Origin of the sequence: Candidatus Angelobacter sp., from assembly GCA_035607015.1 — a bacterium.
In the GTDB taxonomy this organism is placed as follows: Bacteria; Verrucomicrobiota; Verrucomicrobiia; order Limisphaerales; family AV2; genus AV2.
In genome coordinates, this window is record DATNDF010000007.1 from 1 (window position 1) to 17,201 (window position 17,201).

Consider the following 17,201-nt stretch of genomic DNA (forward strand, 5'->3'; position numbering starts at 1 on the left):
CTTTGACGCCGAGAACCCCTTCCAGTGCCGGGCCGTTGATGGCGTTTTCCGTCGGGGCCGGCCCCCCGAACGTCGTCGCCGGGCGCGGATTTTGCGCACGAATTTCCCGGACCTTTTGCATGGCCCTGGCGACTCCGACGGCCAGTTTCTCCGCGCTTCCCTCGCCGCCGATATGCATGAAATAAACCTTCGGTTCATCGAAGAAGAAATGATTGTGCAGCGCGGTGACGCTCAATCCGTTGTCCAGCGCGGTGCTCATCACCGGGTTCACCTCGTCTTGAAAGAGCACCAGGTCACCCATGACCATCGCTTCGGCGCCCTTGCCTGGGGCGAACGCGGCCCAAGAGGTCAATCCCATGAAGGGCGGCGCGGGCCACCCATCGACGGCTACCTTCACGTCGGTGCGCGGGGCGCTCACTTTGAAGACACCCTCGGCCTTGTTGAAGGTGCCCTTCAGTCCGGTCCACCGTTCGATGCTCGCGGTGTCCAGCCCGGCGCCGGCGGCCGTGCCTCCGCCGGCCGCCAACGCGAACGCCAGTCTGAGAAGCAGGAACGGCAGAGGGACGAAAAGGACGGATTTTGTTTTCATAAAGCCCATCGATATTGTTGTTGAAACACCTATTACTGGACTGTATTCGTGTCAACAATTTATGGCAAACCGTTCCTGGCTGCTCCTGCTCTACGGCCTGCCTACCCGGCATTCCGCCGAGCGGGTGAGCCTGTGGCGACGGCTGAAGAAATTTGGCGCCTTGCAGCTCAAGACCTCCGCCTACGTCCTCCCCGACGAACCGGTCCATTTCGAACGCTTTCAGTGGCTGGCCAAACAAGTCCGGGACGGCGGCGGCGAAGCCACCCTGATCCGAGTCTCGGAGATCGAGGGCCTGGCCTGCGAGGACGTTCAACGGATGTTCAACGACGCCCGCGCGGAGGACTACCGCAACCTGATGAAGTCGCTGACGCGGTTTGTCGAGAAAAACCGGAAACGCCGGGAGGACTCCTTTCGGGGTGAGTTGGACCGGTTCACGAGTCGCTTCAATGAAATTCGGGGGATCGACTATTTCGACAGTCCGGCGGCTCACGACGCGGAGATGCTGCTGCAGCGCGCCGAGGGATTGGGCCGGCCGCGGGCGGCGACGGCAGCGCCGCTGGACCGAAAACGATTTGTGGGTCGCGCCTGGCTCACGCGGCCGCGGCCGGAAATCGACCGGGTGGGATCGGCCTGGTTGATTCGCAAGTTCATCGATCCCGAGGCGCGTTTCCTGTTCTCTGCGAGACCGCCCGGCCGGTCGGACCCGATTCCCTACGACGTATCCGACGTCGAGTTCAGCCACCAGGGGGAGGATTGCACCTACGAAACCATGCTCAAGCGATTCGACATTCGCGACCGTGCGGCGCGGCAGATCGGCGAGATGATCCACGACGCGGACCTCGAGGACGGCCGGTTCCGGCGTTACGAATGCATCGGCCTGGACCGCGTGTTCAAGGGTTGGGCAAGGTTGGGGTTGAGCGACGAGCAAATCCTGGCAAAAGGGTTCGAGTGTTTCGACGCCCTTTACGCATCCCTGCAATCGCGCTGAGCCGGGTCGAAGCGGTTCGGGCTCCGCATGCGGCCGGTCCCCTCACCGCCTCGATTGAAGTTTGGGCGGACGCCGATAGTGAACGGATTTTAATCTGGCGTTTAGGGTTTTTTAATCAAGCTTTGTTGTCCTTACACCGTCCGATTTTGCGTTATGCGAATACTCGTGGTTGAAGACGAAAAGAAAGTGGCGGACATGGTTGCGCGTGGCCTGAAGGCCGAGCGCTTTGCCGTGGACGTTGCGGACGACGGGCTGAACGGCTGGGACATGGCCGGGGCGTATGACTACGACCTCGTCATTCTTGATCTCATGCTGCCCGGGCTGAACGGCACTGAACTCCTCCGCCGCATCCGGCGCAACAACCAGCAGGTGCCCATTCTCGTGCTGACCGCGCGCGATGCCACGGCGGAGAAGGTCCAGAACTTCGAGGCCGGCGCGGACGACTACCTCACCAAGCCGTTTGCGTTTGCCGAATTGCTTGTCCGCATCAAGTCCTTGTTGCGCCGCGGCCCGGTCAACCGTTCGAGTGTGCTGCGCGTGGCAGACCTGGAAGTGGATCGCCTGTCACAGCAGGTCAAACGCGCTGGCAAACGGATCGAATTGACGGCCAAAGAATACGCGTTGCTCGAGTACCTTGCCACGAATCCCGGCCGCGTGTTCTCGCGCACGATGATCATCGAACACGTCTGGGACCAGAGCTTCGAGGGGTTCACGAACATTGTGGATGTTTACGTCCGTCATCTGCGAAGCAAGGTGGACGACCCCTTTCCTGAGAAGCTGCTTCGCACGGTGCGGGGTGTTGGTTATTGCATCGCGGACCGTGCGGAGGCGTGAATGAACACCCGCTCGATCCGATTCCGTCTGATCGCCTGGTATGCCGGACTGCTCACGGGGGTTTTCGTTGTGCTGGGTGGGTTGATGTTTTTCGGGCTGAAGCATTTTCTTGAAGCCAGTTTGCGCGAGACTCAGATGCGCCGCGCCCGTCAGATCGGCGAGTCCCTCCTTTCGAATATCAAAAGGACCGGCGAACCGTACGTGGTGAACGAAGTCAAGGACCGCTATGAGCCTGAAATCAATGACCGCTTCATCCGCATCAGCCGCGGTGACGGCAGCGTGCTTTATGTCTCCGGGCCGCCCCGGGACCAGAGTTTTGATCCCGCCGGCCTGCCGACACTCGCGGCGTTCCCGAAAAACGAGTCGGCGCGCAAACAGAAACTGCCCGACGATAAAATGCTCTTGATCGTGGCGGCGAATGTCCAGGCCGCGGCTGGACAGCGTTATTTGGTGGAGGTCGGCGCGCCAATGACGGCCATCCAATCGATGCTGGATCATCTGGTGTTGCTGCTGGCGTTCGGGTTGCCCATCGTCGTCGGTGTCACCGTTGGCGGCGGCTACCTGCTCGTCGGTCGCGCGCTTGCGCCGGTCGATCAAATCGCGCGCAAGGCGGAGCAGATCACCCAGCACAACCTGAGCGAGCGGCTGCCGGTCACGCGCACGGGAGATGAATTGGAGCGGCTTTCAATTTCGTTGAATCACATGATCACCCGGCTCGAAGACGCTTTTCAAAATTCAAAGCGATTTGTCGCCGACGCTTCGCACGAGCTGCGCACACCGCTCACGGTCTTGCGCGGGGAGCTGGAGGGAGTTGTTCATCAGGACGCGCGGTTGACGCCGGAGTTGCGCGAGACCCTCGGCAGCCTGCTCGAAGAGGTCGAGCGCCTCTCGAAAATCGTCGAACGGCTGTTCGCACTGTCACGCCTCGACGCCGGGGAGGCCCAGTCCGAGTGGGTGCAGTTTGACCTCGCGAAGCTCGCCGCCACTACAACCGATCAAATGGGACTGCTGGCAGAGGACAAACACCTTTCCATTTCCTGCGTCGCCGGCCAGCGGGTGACGGTGGAGGGTGATCGTTCGCGGCTCAAGCAGGTTGTCGTCAACCTCCTCGACAACGCGATCAAATACACGCCGGCGGGCGGCGCGGTCAACCTCCGGGTCGCCGCGGTCAATGGACACGCGGTGCTCGAGGTGACCGACAACGGGATGGGCATTCCCGCGGACGCGCTGGCGCACGTGTTCGACCGGTTCTTCCGCGTGGACAAGGCGCGATCGCGCGATCTGGGCGGCGCCGGGCTCGGTCTTTCCATCGTGAAGTCGATTTGCACCGCGCATGGCGCGGAGGTGGAAGTGGAAAGTGCTCCCGGCAGTGGCAGCCGGTTTCGTGTCATCATGCCACTGGCGGACGGCAAGGTCTCAAAACAGAACAACGGCTATGAAAAATAAATTCCTCGAACTCATTCGAAGAATTTCGGCGGGATGGAATCCCCCTCCGTCCGGCGGCAAATTCTACTGGCGCCTGTCGGTCCCCGCCGCTGCGATCGTGGCGGTCGTCACGGCGCTCGCGTTGCGGCCCTCGCAAACGACCGCCACGGTGGGCAATGAAGCGCTTCAGGTCCTCCCGGTTCCGGTCGCGAAAGTGGACCGCGAAGAGCTTTACAAGGAACTGACCGTTCAAGCGGAATTCCGACCGTTTCAGGAAATTGACCTGCACGCGAAAGTCGCCGGCTTCCTGCAACAGATCAACGTGGACATCGGGGACCGTGTTAAAGAGGGCGATCTGCTGGCGACGCTTGAGATTCCGGAACTCGAAGATGACCTGACCCACGCTCGCGCCGTCGAAAAGCGGAGCGAGGATGAAGTCACGCGGGCCGAGGCCGCGCATGAGGAAACGCACCTTGCCTACACGCGGCTGGCTGCCGTGCAAAAGGCCCGACCCAATCTCGTGGCACAGCAGGATCTCGACGCGGCGCAGGCCAGAGATCGTGCGTCAGAGTCGGCGTTGGACGCCGCACGGGAGCAGGTGCAGATCGCGAAGTCGGATGTCGAGAAGCTGCAAACGATGCTCAAGTATTCCCGCATCACGGCACCGTTTTCAGGCGTGATCACGCGTCGGTACGCCGACCGCGGGGCGCTGATCCAGGCGGGTACGGCCGGAGGACAGACATTGCCGCTGGTGCGACTGTCGGAAAACGACCGCCTGCGGCTCGTGTTCCCGATCTCCGTCCCGTTTGTGAAGAACATCAATGTGGGCGACCCCGTTGAAATCAGGGATGATTCTCTCGGCCGTACGCTCCAGGGCATCATTTCGCGGTTCACACGCAAAGTGGATACGGATACGCGCTCGATGGAGACGGAAGTGGACCTTCCGAATCCCGATCTCAAGCTCGTTCCCGGCATGTACGTCTCCGTGAAACTCAAGGTGGACCGGCGGCCGAACGCGCTGGCTGTTCCGGTCGAAGCGATTTCGGGCGGCAAAACTCCGACCGTGTACCTGATCAACCGGAAGGATGAAATCGAGGAGCGCCCGGTGACGCTCGGCATTGAAACACCGACGAAAGTCGAAGTGATGGACGGTTTGCACGAGAATGATCTGGTGATGATTGGCAGCCACACGCAGGTCAAGCCGGGCCAGAAGGTAGAACCGAAGTTTATCGAGCCATTGACCGCGCAATGAACGCCCCCCTCACTCTCGATCAATTGGAAGCGATCCGCCGGCTGGATGCCTGCACACTGGCCAACGCCATTGAAACCTTCCACGAGCGGCTGCGGAACGAAGGATTTGTGGATCACAACATCCGCTGCTTGTTCCCGCGTCTGCAGCCGATGGTCGGTTATGCCGCGACCGTCAAAATCCGCGGCTCCGCGCCCCCGACAGCGGGTGGCGCGTATCCAGATCGAACCGACTGGTGGGATTACATCGCTTCACTGCCGACGCCACGCGTGGTCGTGGTGCAGGACGTGGCGACGCGGCCCGGTCTCGGTTCGCTGGTGGGCGCGGTTCACATGAATATCCTTCGCGCGCTGCGATGCGTCGGCGTCGTCACGAATGGTTCCGTGCGTGACATTCCGGCGGCGGAGAACGCCGGGTTCCATTTCTTCGCCGGCAGCGTTTCGGTTTCGCACGCCTACGTCCACATCGTTGCGATGGGCGAACCCGTGAAAATCGGCGGGCTGAAGATTCAATCCGGCGACTTGTTGCACGGCGACTTGCACGGCGTTCAATCCATTCCATTGGACATTGCGGGCCGCGTTCCAGCAGTGGCGGCGAGAATCGCCGCAAAGGAGCAGTCGCTGATCGCGTTGTGCCGCTCGCCCGGATTCTCGCTGGAAAAATTGCGCGCCGCTGTCTCCAACGGGCGGTCTTGACCGCTGCTTCCGTCATGTCTCGTTTTGCCATCCGCTATCCGTATCTGATCATCGTCATCTGCCTGATCACCTGTGTGGTGGGCGTCACCAGCCTGGTACGCATGCCGGTGGACCTTTTTCCTCCGATCAAGATTCCGGTGGTCGTGGTCGCCACTTTTTTTTCGGGCATGCCACCCGAACAAATCGAGAACGACATCACCGGGCGATTCGAACGGTTTTTCACGCTGGGAGCGGGCATTGACCACATCGAATCCCGTTCCCTGCCGGGCGTCAGTCTCATCAAGGTTTATTTTCAACCTGGCGTGAATCCCGATTCAGCGGTGACCACCATCGCCAACCTGGCCATGGCGAACCTGCGCCGTTTGCCGCCGGGCACGCTGCCGCCGGTGGTGTTGAAGTTCGATGCGTCGAGTTTACCGGTTTGCCTAATCACGTTGAAAGGAGAGGGGCTCAAAGAAGCGCAGCTTCGCGATCTCGGCCAGTACAACGTGCGCAATCAGGTCGCCAATGTGCCGGGCGCTTCGGTGCCGCAACCGTTCGGCGGTCGCTATCGGCAGATCATGGTCTATGTGGACCCGCTCAAGCTCGAAGCGCATCAACTGAGTGTCATGGACGTGGTGCGTTCCGTGAACGAGGCAAACCTCATCCTGCCCGCGGGCGACGTGAGAACCGGGCCGTTCGATTACAACCTCTACGCCAACAGCCAGCTCAATGACATCAACGACATCAAACGCCTGCCCTTGAAAACCGTCGGCGACACGTCCGTGCTCGTGGCGGATGTGGGTGACGCCCGGGACGCTTCGCAAATCCAGTACAACGTCGTGCGTGTGGACGGTCAACCGTCGGTGTACCTGCCGGTGCTGAAACAGGGCGGGGACGCGAACACGATTTCCGTCGTGAGCGGAATCAGAAGTGCCGTCTCCCACCTGCTCGATGTGCCGGGGCGGCTGATCACCAAGGTTGTGTTCGATCAATCGGTCTTCGTCAAGAATGCCATCGAGAATCTTGTCCACGAGGGCGCCATCGGACTGATTCTGACGGGCGCGATGATCCTGATCTTTCTCGGCAGCATGCGGGCGACGGTGGCGGTGTTTCTTTCCATTCCGCTCTCGGCTCTGGCGGCGTTCATCGCGCTTTCCGCGGGCAACAACACGGTGAACGCGATGGTGCTGGGCGGCTTGGCGCTGGCTTTTTCCCGTTTGATTGACAACTCGGTCGTCGTGCTGGAAAACATTTTCCGCCATCTGGAGCTGGGCGAAACGCCCGCTGTTGCAGCGGAACGCGGTGGCCGGGAGGTCGCGCTGCCGGTGCTGGCGGCGACGCTGACGACGGTGGTCGTTTTTTTTCCGGTGACATTTCTGTACGGCGTGAGCCGGTTTCTTTTCACGGCGCTGGCGCTGTCGGTGGTTTTCTCCCTGTTCGCTTCTTACTTCGTGGCCATGACGGTGGTGCCGCTGTTCTGCGCGAATTTCATCAAGGGCCATCATCCGCATGAAAAGGACGAAACCACGCGCGCGAAATCATGGGGCCAGCGATTCAACGGCTGGTTCAATCGCAAGTTCACCCGCATGTTGAACGGCTACGATCGCGCGGTGAATGTTGCGCTGCTTCGTCCCGCGGCCACAGTGATCGGCATCAGCGGGATTTTCGTTCTCAGTCTCGGACTTTATCCGCTGACGGGCGTGGCCTATTTTCCGCGCACAGACCCGGGACAGTTTGTCATCAATCTCAAAGCTCCAACCGGCACGCGCCTGGAGATCACCCAGCAGCTCGTGGAAAAAGTGGAAAACATCGTCCATGAAATTGTGCCGGCGGAGGATCTGAAAATCCTCGTCGCCAACGTCGGAGTGACACCCGGCTTCTCATCCATCTACACGCCGAACTCCGGCCAGCACACGGCGTTCGTGCAGATCGGGCTGCAGGATGTACGCCATGCCAGCAGCTTCGCGTACATGGATCGCGTCCGGCAACAGCTGCAAAAGCAGTTGCCGGAGGTCAATTCATATTTCCAGACCGGCGGATTGGTGGACGCGATTTTGAATCTCGGCATGCCCGCACCCATGGACATTCAGGTCAGCGGCACGGACATCGAGCAGGCGCATCAGACGGCCGTGGAAATTGCGCGCAAAGTTCACGCGCTCCCGGGTGTGAGCGATGTGCTCGTGCCGCAGGACATAGATTTCCCGGCATTGAAAGTGAACATTGACCGCAACCGCGCCAGCGAACTGGGTCTGAAGGAACGCGAAGTGGTCGGCAACGTCATCACCGCTTTGACTTCCGACATGATGATCGCTCCCAGTTATTGGGTGGATCCGAAAAGCGGAAACGACTACATGCTGACGGTCCAGTATGCGGAAAACTACGTGAAGGATTTGTCCGACCTCGGAGCGATCCCGTTGCGCGCGTCCGGTGCCGCGCATGGCACCCGGCTCGATGCGGTCAGCACCATCCGCCATTTTCACGCGCCGACTGAAGTGGACCATTACCAGCTCCGCCGGGTGATCGACGTTTACGTCGCGCCGACAGGCGAAGACCTTGGCAAGGTGCTGGCGGGCGTGAACCGGATCATCGGCGGGACGCAATTGCCGAAAAACGTCCGCGTCACCGTGCGCGGCTCGGTGCAAGGCATGAACGCCTCGTTCAAGAGTTTCGGCCTGGGTCTGATCCTGTCGGTGGTGCTGGTGTATTTGATCCTCGTTGCGCAATTCCAATCTTTCGTTGATCCACTTCTGATTTTGCTGGCGGTGCCGACAGGTTTGGCCGGCGTGCTGGAGATGCTTTATTTCACCGGGACAACGCTCAACGTGATGTCGCTGATGGGCGTGGTGATGATGGTCGGCATCGTCGTGTCGAACAGCATTCTGATCGTCGAATTCACCCACCGCCTGCGGGAGGAAGGCAGGCCGTTGCGCGAAGCGGTCGCGCTGGCGTGCCGCGTACGGCTGCGGCCGGTATTGATGACGTCGCTCGCGACGTTGATCGGTTTGATTCCCATGGCGATGAAGCTCGGCACCGGCAGCGAGGCTTACGCGCCGCTGGCGCGCGCCATCATCGGCGGTTTGGCGGTATCCGTGGTGCTCACGGTCTTTATCGTGCCCGCAGCGTACCTGCTGGCTTACCGCAAAACTGAAAGGACACCTCTCGCTGCGGCATGACGAACCGCATGGAACCAAACCGCAACAGCGTCCGATTTTTATGCCCAAGTTTGCGATCCGCTATCCGTATTTGATTGTGGTGTTGTGTCTCATCACCTGCGTGGTGGGCGTGACCAGTCTCGTGCAGCTTCCAGTGGATTTATTTCCCGCCATCCGCATCCCGGTGGTCGTCGTGGCCACGTTTTATTCCGGGATGCCGCCTGAACAGATTGAAAACGACATCACCGGACGCTTCGAACGGTTCTTCACTTTGGGCAGCGGCATTGACCACATCGAGTCGCGGTCGCTGCCCGGCGTCAGTTTGATCAAGGTTTATTTTCAACCGGGCACGGACCCGGATTCGGCTGTCACGACGATCGCGAATCTCGCGTCGGCCAATCTGCGCCGGCTGCCGCCTGGTACGCTGCCGCCGGTCGTTTTGAAGTTTGACGCGTCGAGCCTGCCCGTGTGCCTGATCACCCTCAAGGGCCGGGACATGAATGAGGCTCAGTTGCGCGACTTCGGCCAGTACACGGTGCGCAATCAGGTGGCCAACGTCCCCGGCGCATCCGTGCCGCAGCCCTTCGGCGGGCGTTACCGGCAAATTATGGTCTATGTGGACCCGCTCAAACTCCAGGCGCACCAGTTGAGCGTGATGGACGTGGTGCGTTCAGTAAACGATTCCAATTTGATTCTGCCCGCCGGCGACGTGCGCATCGGTCCGTTCGACTACAATCTTTATGCGAACAGCCAGCTTGAAAACATCGATGAGATAAACCGTCTGCCGCTGAAAACCGTCGGGAATGCCTCCGTGCTGGTGGCCGACGTCGGCCAGGCCAAAGACGCATCGCAAATTCAATACAACATAGTGCGCGTGGACGGCCAGCCGTCCGTGTATCTCCCGGTGCTGAAACAGGGCGGCAGCACGATCTCGGTGGTCAAAGGGATCAAGGACGCCGTAAGTCACCTCCTTGACGTGCCGAAAGAACTCGTGACGAAAGTCGTTTTCGACCAGTCCATCTTCGTTAAGAACGCGATCAAGAATCTATGTCTGGTCGGTGCGGTTGGTTTGATTCTCACCGCCGGCATGATCCTGATGTTCTTTGGCAAACTCCGCGCGACAATGGCGGTGCTGCTGTCCATTCCGTTGTCCGTACTCGCTGCGTTCATTGCGCTGTCGGCCAGTGGAAATACAGTCAACGCGATGATTCTGGGAGGACTGGCGTTGGCGTTTCCACGGCTGATCAACAACTCCGTGGTCGTGCTCGAGAATATTTTCCGGCATCTCGAAATGGGCGAACCGCCGGAAGTGGCCGCGGAAAAAGGCGGCAACGAGGTGGCATTGCCGGTGCTCGCGGCCACGCTCGCAACCGCTGTGGTGTTCTTCCCGGTGACCTTTTTGTACGGTGTCAGCAAATTCCTTTTCAGCGCGCTGGCGGTGGCCGTGGTCCTGTCGTTGGCCGCTTCCTACCTGATCGCGATGACAGTGGTGCCGCTCTTTTGCGCGAAGTATCTGAAGTTCGAGCGGCAGTCAAAGCCGGACGTGTCGCCGAAGAAACCTTCCTTCGCGGGACGGTTTCAAGCCTGGTTCAATGGCCTCTTTGGACGATTCCTCCAGCAATACGGACGGATGCTGGACCGCGCGCTGGCCCGTCCGCTGCGGACGGTGCTCGGGCTTATGGCCTTGTGCGTACTCGGTTTTGCCGTGTATCCGCTGGTGGGTGTTTCCTACTTTCCCAAAACCGATCCCGGCCAGTTTCTTATCAATCTCAAAGCGCCGTCGGGCACACGGCTGGAGCAGACCGCGAAGCTCGTTCAAAGAGTGGAAGACATCATCCGCCGCGAGGTGCCGGCGGACGAACTCGATGTGACCGTCGCGAACATCGGCGTCACGCCGGGGTTCTCCTCGATCTACACGAGCAACTCTGCGCAACACACCGCGATGGTGCAGACCAGTTTGAAGACCGGCCACCGGATCAGCAGCTACGATTACATGGAACGGGTGCGCCGGCGGATTCGCGCGGAGCTGCCACAAGTAAGTGTCTATCTTCAATCGGGCGGACTCGTTGACGCCATCATTAATCTCGGCTTCCCCGCGCCCATTGACATCCAGGTGAACGGTTCGAATCTGGAGAAGGCTCACCAGCTCGCGCAGGACATCGAGCGCAAGGTGCGCGCGTTGCCGGGCGTGAGCGACGTGCTCGTGCCGCAGGACATTGATTACCCGGCGTTGCAACTCAGTGTGGACCGGATTCATGCCGCTGAGCTCGGGCTGACTTCGAAAGAAGTTGTTCAGAACGTGATTACCGCGCTGACCTCCGACCAGATGATCGCTCCGAGTTACTGGGTGGACCCAAAATCGGGAAACGATTATCTGCTCACGGTTCAATATCCCGAAAGCACGATCAAGGACTTCACGGACCTGATGGCCATCCCGCTGCGCGGACAGAGGCATCTCCACACCACGAGGCTCGACAACGTGAGCGGGCTACGCCACATCAGCTCGCCGACGGAAGTGGACCATTACCAATTGCGCCGCGTAATGGATGTTTACGTCTCACCCTCCGGCGAGAGCCTGGGAAATCTGGCACGCTCGGTCGAGAAGATCATCGCCGGCACGAAAGTTCCCGATGGCCTGCACGTCACCCTGCGCGGCGTTGTGCAGGGAATGCGGAGTTCGTTTCGCACCTTCGAACTGGGTCTGATTCTGGCCGTGGTCCTGGTCTATCTCATTTTGCTGGCGCAATTCAAATCGTTCATTGATCCGCTGCTGATCTTGCTGGCTGTGCCCGCCGGACTCGTGGGCGTGCTGCTCGCACTTTTCTTCACGCACACAACATTGAATGTGATGTCGTTGATGGGCGTGGTGATGGTCGTCGGCATCGTCGCCTCGAACAGCATTCTTATCCTTGAATTCATGCAGCGTTTGCGCGCCGAGGGTATGCCCGTGGACCAGGCGGTTCGCGAGGCGTGCCGCGTACGGATGCGCCCGGTTTTGATCACTTCGCTGGCAACGTTCGTCGGCTTGCTGCCCATGGCGGCGAAATTCGGCACTGGCAGCGAAGCCTACGCGCCGCTGGCGCTGGCGATCATCGGCGGGCTGCTGACTTCGGTTGTATTGACGGTATTCATCGTGCCAGCAGCCTATCTGCTGGTGTATCGCCGGCGGACGGCGCAGGCGGGAGCTCTGGCCGACGACAAAGCGACACGGTGCTAAAGGCAAAACCATGCGATGCTTATTTTGTGTGCTGATGATATGGCAACTGGCTTCGGGCGGCGGATCCAGTCTGGCAGAAACCAACGTCCCGGGGACACTCACACTGGCGAACGCACGGGCGGTGGCAGTTCGGAATCACCCGAAAATTTCGGAGGCTCAACTGCGCGCGCTGGCGGCGCAACAGATGGTGACCGAAACGCGTTCGGCATTTTTCCCCACCGCGTCGTTGAACGTCACCGCGGTGGGATCCGGCAGCGATAACACGCGCATCGCGGCCGGCGGCTTGAACAACCCCACCGTGTTTGATCGCAACGCCGAGGGATTGATTGTCAACCAGCTCATCACAGATTTCGGGCGCACCGCGAATCTGTCCGCGAGTTACAAATTCCGGGCGCGCGCCGAAGATCAGAACGCGGAAGCCGCCCGCGAGCTTCTGTTGCTGCAGGTGGCCATTGGCTATTTCAACACCCTGCAGTCGCAGGCGGTCCTGGGGGTCGCCCAGCAAACGGTGAACACGCGCCAGTTGCTGCTGGATCAGGTCAGCACTCTGGCGTCGAACAAATTGAAGTCTGAACTGGATGTCAGCTTCGCCCGGGTCGCGCTCGAAGAGGGCAATCTGCTGCTGGCCAGGTCACGGAACGATTTGAAAGCCGCCCTGGCCGCGCTTTCGACGTTGCTCGGCTTTCGCGAGCAACAGGAGTTTCAACTCGTGGAGGAGCCATTGCCGACGGAATACCCGACGAACATTTCGGAACTGATCGTAACTGCGCTCAGCAGACGGCCTGACCTGCTCCGGTTCCGCGATGAACGCGACGCGGCGGCAAAGCTCGCCCAGGCCGAAAAGAAACTCGATTATCCGACGATTGCCGCAATTGGCGTGGCTGGTGTTTCGCCGATCCACGATGACCGGTTGAAGGACGATTACGCGGCTGCCGGAGTCAACCTGAGCCTGCCGCTCTTCAACGGGAATCTTTTTTCAGCCAGAAAGAAGGAGGCGGCCCTGCGCGCAAAGGCGACGGTGGAGAATCTGCGCGACGCGGAGAACAACGTGACCCGCGACGTCCGGGTGGCGTGGCTGAACCTCAACAATGCCGTCGAGCGGCTCAAGATAACTGAAGCGCTCGTCGAAAACGCCGGGAAGGCGTTTGATCTGGCCCAGGCTCGCTACAAGGTCGGCAGCAGCTCAATTGTGGAATTGAGCCAGGCGCAGTTGAACCTGACGGGAGCGCAAATCGCCAGCACCGCGGCCCGTTACGACGTTCAAATCCAGCAGGCCAATCTGGACTACCAGATCGGCGGCGTCGCCAGCGAGGCAAGGCGCAAAGGAATCCATTGAATCGGCGGGGCAAACCGTGAAACAGAGACGCTCCTGACCGGAATGAATGCCCGTGCTGCAATCCACATTGAAGCCCCGGGCGTCTGAAATCCGGACCATGAACAGATTCATCCACATTATTGCTGCGGCCCTGTTGATCGAGACCGGCGGCTGCGGCGCACGGAAAGGGTTCGTCATCCGCGATTCTGTCTGGCCGGATAAACCCTTGGCCGGGTCCTTGGGCAATGAAGGCTGTCTGATCGTTTATTCCGGGCGAGAGATTCTTGATCCGACGAAAAGCAGGCACCCGGTTCATACGTGCTACGCGATATTCTCCGACGACGGCAAGGTGTTTCGGCGCGTTACGAATCAGAGCGGTTCCTTCTTCGAGGAGCCGGTCGGCGTTTCGTTACCGGCGGGGGCCTATAAAGTCGAGGCACGGGCCACGAACTGCGGCGAGGTCGCAATCCCGGTTGTGATTCAGGCGGGCAAGTTGACGACGCTCTATCTGGACGGGGAGACCGAACCATTGAACAGCGCGACGTCTTCCAACCAATGGGTGACGCTGCCCAATGGACAGATCGTTGGCGCCAAAGCCCCTGGCCCGTCGCAGGCAGCTCCGCCCTGAGATTCGCACCCTTGAACAGCGGAGCTTGAACAAGGTCAGACGGTCTTCGGCTTCTCTTCCAAAACACATCACCTCTTCCGCAGGGGGCTTGACGAGTCGGCGCGAACCGTCATTGGCGCCGACGGGACCGGCGGCCGAGCAGAAGCACGCCGGAATAAACTGCCAGAATGGTCTCGGAGTGCAGCAGTCCGCGTCAGTCTGATAAAGCGGGCGCTTGTCGCGGAATCTGTTTCTCAATCAACAGGGCCCACACGACGGCATTTGAACCCTGTCGGTTGTCACTCAATTGTAACAATCCCGCCCTTGGTTCGTCACGCATGACCTCTAGTTTCCGGCCGAACCAACTCAAATCAAATGAAGAACCCAAAAAACAAGTGGACGGCGGTCGGGGCGCTCGCCTCGGCTGCGTTTTGCGCCAATGCCGTCGGGCAATCGTCTGATGCTCTCCTGGACAAGCTCGTCCAGAAGGGAATCCTGAGCGCGCAGGAGGCCAAAGACCTTCGTGAAGACGCGCAAAAGGACTTTGACAGGAATTACCGGAAGGAAACGAAAATGCCGGAGTGGGTCAACGCCCTCAAGTTCAGCGGTGATTTCCGCGGGCGGTTCGAACAAAACAACGCGGAGAACGAGGCTTACATTGACCGCAATCGTTTTCGTTACCGGGTCCGCCTCGGTGCGACCGCCTCGTTAATTGACAACTTCGAGATTGGGTTGCGCGTTGCTTCGGGCAATCCACAGACAAATCCTGGTGGCACGCTGGTCGGCGGTCAGCCCATTACTGCAAACACGGACATGAACTCACTCGAGTCCCGGAAATTCCTCTGGGTCGATGCCGCTTACGCGAAATGGACCCCCATCAAAAACAACGATTGGACAGTGACCGGGATCATCGGAAAGATGGATAATCCGTTCTCGCTGTCGAACATGATCTGGGATTACGACATAGACCCGGAGGGCGGTGCGCTCCAGGTCGCATACAATGTCAACAACCAGCACACATTGAAAGCGAATGGGGCGTTCTTCGTGCTGGATGAAATCAACCAGACGCCCACCGGAGCAGGACTCACTGGTGTCGGCGCAAGTCATGACCCCTACGTTTACGGGGTGCAGGCTTTGTGGGAAGCCAGGTGGAGTCCCCAATTGGAAACTTCTCTCGGAGTGGCGGTCTTCGACATCGCCGGCCGCGACGCCTTGAGCGCCAGAATACAACCGTTTTACAACTCTGGAAACACGCGCGATGGAAACGGGTTTTTGGCGTACAATTTCAATCCAATCATCGGGACGGCTTCCGCCACTTACAAGCTCGACAGTTTCCCATGCTATGCCGGTCAGTTCCCGCTGAAAGTCACGGGTGAATACATGAAAAACCCGGGCGCACCCTCCAACAATGTCGGTTACCGCGCGGGGGTCACCATCGGCAAGGCTGGAAGGAAGCACACCTGGGAAATCAACTACCGCTACCAGCGTCTGGAAGCGGACGCGTGGTTTGACGCGCTGGTGGACGACGACAACGGAGCCTTCTACGCGACCGGCAGCCCGCAGCTCGTTGGCACGGGAAAGGCCAATGGATGGTTCGGAGGCACGAACGTAAGGGGGCATCTTGCGCAAGCGACGTATTCGTTCACCGATTATCTTAACTTCACCTTCACGTATTACTTGAATGATCTGATCATCGGGAATCCGCCGACTGCCGGGGTGCCTGATCAGAGATCGAAAGCCGGCCATTTTATGGCCGACCTCATGTGGAGATTCTGAAATGCCTCAAGGGACGAACCGTGAAAGCGGTGCCTTCAAATTCACCTGAATGACACCCATCCGTAATACAGCGACAACAACGGTCTCCTTCCTCAAACTATGAAATTCAAAGCTAGAACAAAGGCCATCGTCGGAAGCGGCCTGCTGCTGAGCGCAGTTACGAGCGCATCCGCGCAAATGCTCATCAACGGCGCGGGCGCCACGTTCCCCTATCCGATCTATTCAAAATGGTTCGATGAATATGCGAAAGTCGATCCATCCGTGCGCTTCAATTATCAATCCATTGGTTCGGGCGGTGGGCAGAAACAAATCCTTGCCCAGACCGTGGATTTTGGAGCTTCGGACGGCCCGATGAGCGACGAAAATCTGGCCGCTGCACCCGGCAGGATTTTGCACATTCCCACTGTGGCGGGAGCCGACGTTCTGACATACAACCTGCCGGGCAGTCCAACATTGAAAGTGGACGGCCCGACCATCGCAGACATGTTCATGGGAAAAATCACGAAATGGAATGACAGGCGGCTCGCTGGCTTGAATCCCGAAATCAAACTGCCCGACACTGATATCATAGTCATCCACCGTTCAGACGGTAGTGGCACAACCTACATCTGGGTGGATTACCTCAGCAGTGTCAGCAAGGAGTGGGAGACCAAGGTCGGGCGGGGCACCTCGGTCAAATGGCCCGTGGGGCTGGGCGGCAAAGGCAACGAAGGCGTCGCTGGACAAATCAAACAACTGCCCGGCGCGGTTGGCTACGTGGAATTGGTCTATGCCAAACAAAACAAACTTCCGTACGCCGAGGTAAAGAACGCCGCCGGCAAATACGTGACGCCTTCGTTGGACTCCGTTACTGAAGCGCTCGCCACCGCGAAAATTCCGGACGACTTCCGTTTTTCGATGGTGAACCCGCCGGGCGAACGGGCTTATCCGATTGCCGGTGCGACCTGGCTGCTGATTTACGAGCACCAAAAGGACGCGGCCAAGGGAAGGAAGCTCGTCGAGTTCCTGAACTGGGCCGTGGCAAGCGGAGAAGGCATGGCTGCATCCCTCGATTACGCGCCGCTGCCGGAAAACGTGCAAAAGCGCGTGTCGGAACGCATCAAGACAATAAAATACTGAAATCCATTTCCGCTCCAGCCGGGGTGTGGGGCGTTGGGGACGAAGAGCGCCGAAAGTTCCTCCCGCTCTTCGTCCTTGAATTTGCGGCACGAGAGAAACCAATGAATGCGGTCCCTGTTGCAACGCGCCCGTCGCCGGCTTCGATGGAATTGCTGGCTCACCGAGGCTTTGGTGATCGGATTTTCAAGTGGCTTACATTGGCGATGGCGCTGTCGGTGTTTGTCTTGATTGTTCTCATTGGCTTTGAACTCTG

General features: G+C 59.4%; 12 protein-coding genes. 11 read left to right on the forward strand and 1 reads right to left on the reverse strand.

Going from position 1 to position 17,201, the window contains the following annotated elements:
• On the reverse strand, positions 1 to 589 hold a 589-nt coding region (locus VN887_00205), incomplete at its 3' end, for a DUF1259 domain-containing protein (protein HXT38420.1).
• Positions 590 to 650: 61 nt separating this feature from the next.
• Between VN887_00205 and VN887_00210 the strand changes: the two genes are divergently transcribed.
• The 11 genes from VN887_00210 (at position 651) to pstS (ending at position 16,948) form a co-directional block, all read left to right on the forward strand.
• Positions 651 to 1,577 carry a chromate resistance protein ChrB domain-containing protein gene (locus VN887_00210; GenBank protein HXT38421.1) on the forward strand — a complete coding sequence of 309 codons (927 nt, stop codon included), beginning with the start codon at positions 651 to 653 and terminating at the stop codon, positions 1,575 to 1,577.
• Between the two features lie 153 nt (positions 1,578 to 1,730).
• Entirely contained in the window at positions 1,731 to 2,411 is a 681-nt protein-coding gene (locus VN887_00215) for a response regulator transcription factor (GenBank protein HXT38422.1), read from the forward strand.
• Positions 2,412 to 3,857 (forward strand): ATP-binding protein, encoded by a 1,446-nt coding sequence (locus VN887_00220; protein ID HXT38423.1) that lies wholly within the window; start codon positions 2,412 to 2,414, stop codon positions 3,855 to 3,857.
• Complete coding sequence (locus VN887_00225) at positions 3,847 to 5,088, forward strand: efflux RND transporter periplasmic adaptor subunit (protein ID HXT38424.1); 1,242 nt, start codon at positions 3,847 to 3,849, stop codon at positions 5,086 to 5,088. The genes VN887_00220 and VN887_00225 overlap by 11 nt, the downstream gene beginning before the upstream one ends.
• On the forward strand, positions 5,085 to 5,780 hold the full coding sequence (locus VN887_00230) for an RraA family protein (protein HXT38425.1): 696 nt from the start codon (positions 5,085 to 5,087) through the stop codon (positions 5,778 to 5,780). Before VN887_00225 ends, VN887_00230 begins: the two co-directional genes overlap by 4 nt.
• 14 nt (positions 5,781 to 5,794) lie before the next feature.
• Entirely contained in the window at positions 5,795 to 8,935 is a 3,141-nt protein-coding gene (locus tag VN887_00235; protein HXT38426.1) for an efflux RND transporter permease subunit, read from the forward strand.
• Between the two features lie 40 nt (positions 8,936 to 8,975).
• Positions 8,976 to 12,131: an efflux RND transporter permease subunit gene (locus VN887_00240; GenBank protein ID HXT38427.1), complete on the forward strand. Its 3,156-nt coding sequence runs from the start codon at positions 8,976 to 8,978 to the stop codon at positions 12,129 to 12,131.
• Between the two features lie 10 nt (positions 12,132 to 12,141).
• Positions 12,142 to 13,467, forward strand: a complete 1,326-nt coding sequence (locus tag VN887_00245) for a TolC family protein (protein HXT38428.1) — start codon at positions 12,142 to 12,144, stop codon at positions 13,465 to 13,467.
• A 97-nt stretch (positions 13,468 to 13,564) separates the two neighbouring features.
• The gene (locus tag VN887_00250; protein ID HXT38429.1) at positions 13,565 to 14,074 is read left to right on the forward strand and encodes a hypothetical protein; all 510 of its coding nucleotides are present in this window, start codon (positions 13,565 to 13,567) and stop codon (positions 14,072 to 14,074) included.
• Positions 14,075 to 14,428: 354 nt separating this feature from the next.
• Positions 14,429 to 15,829: a putative porin gene (locus VN887_00255; GenBank protein HXT38430.1), complete on the forward strand. Its 1,401-nt coding sequence runs from the start codon at positions 14,429 to 14,431 to the stop codon at positions 15,827 to 15,829.
• Positions 15,830 to 15,928: 99 nt separating this feature from the next.
• Positions 15,929 to 16,948 (forward strand): phosphate ABC transporter substrate-binding protein PstS, encoded by a 1,020-nt coding sequence (gene pstS, locus VN887_00260; GenBank protein HXT38431.1) that lies wholly within the window; start codon positions 15,929 to 15,931, stop codon positions 16,946 to 16,948.
• Positions 16,949 to 17,201 lie beyond the last annotated feature (253 nt).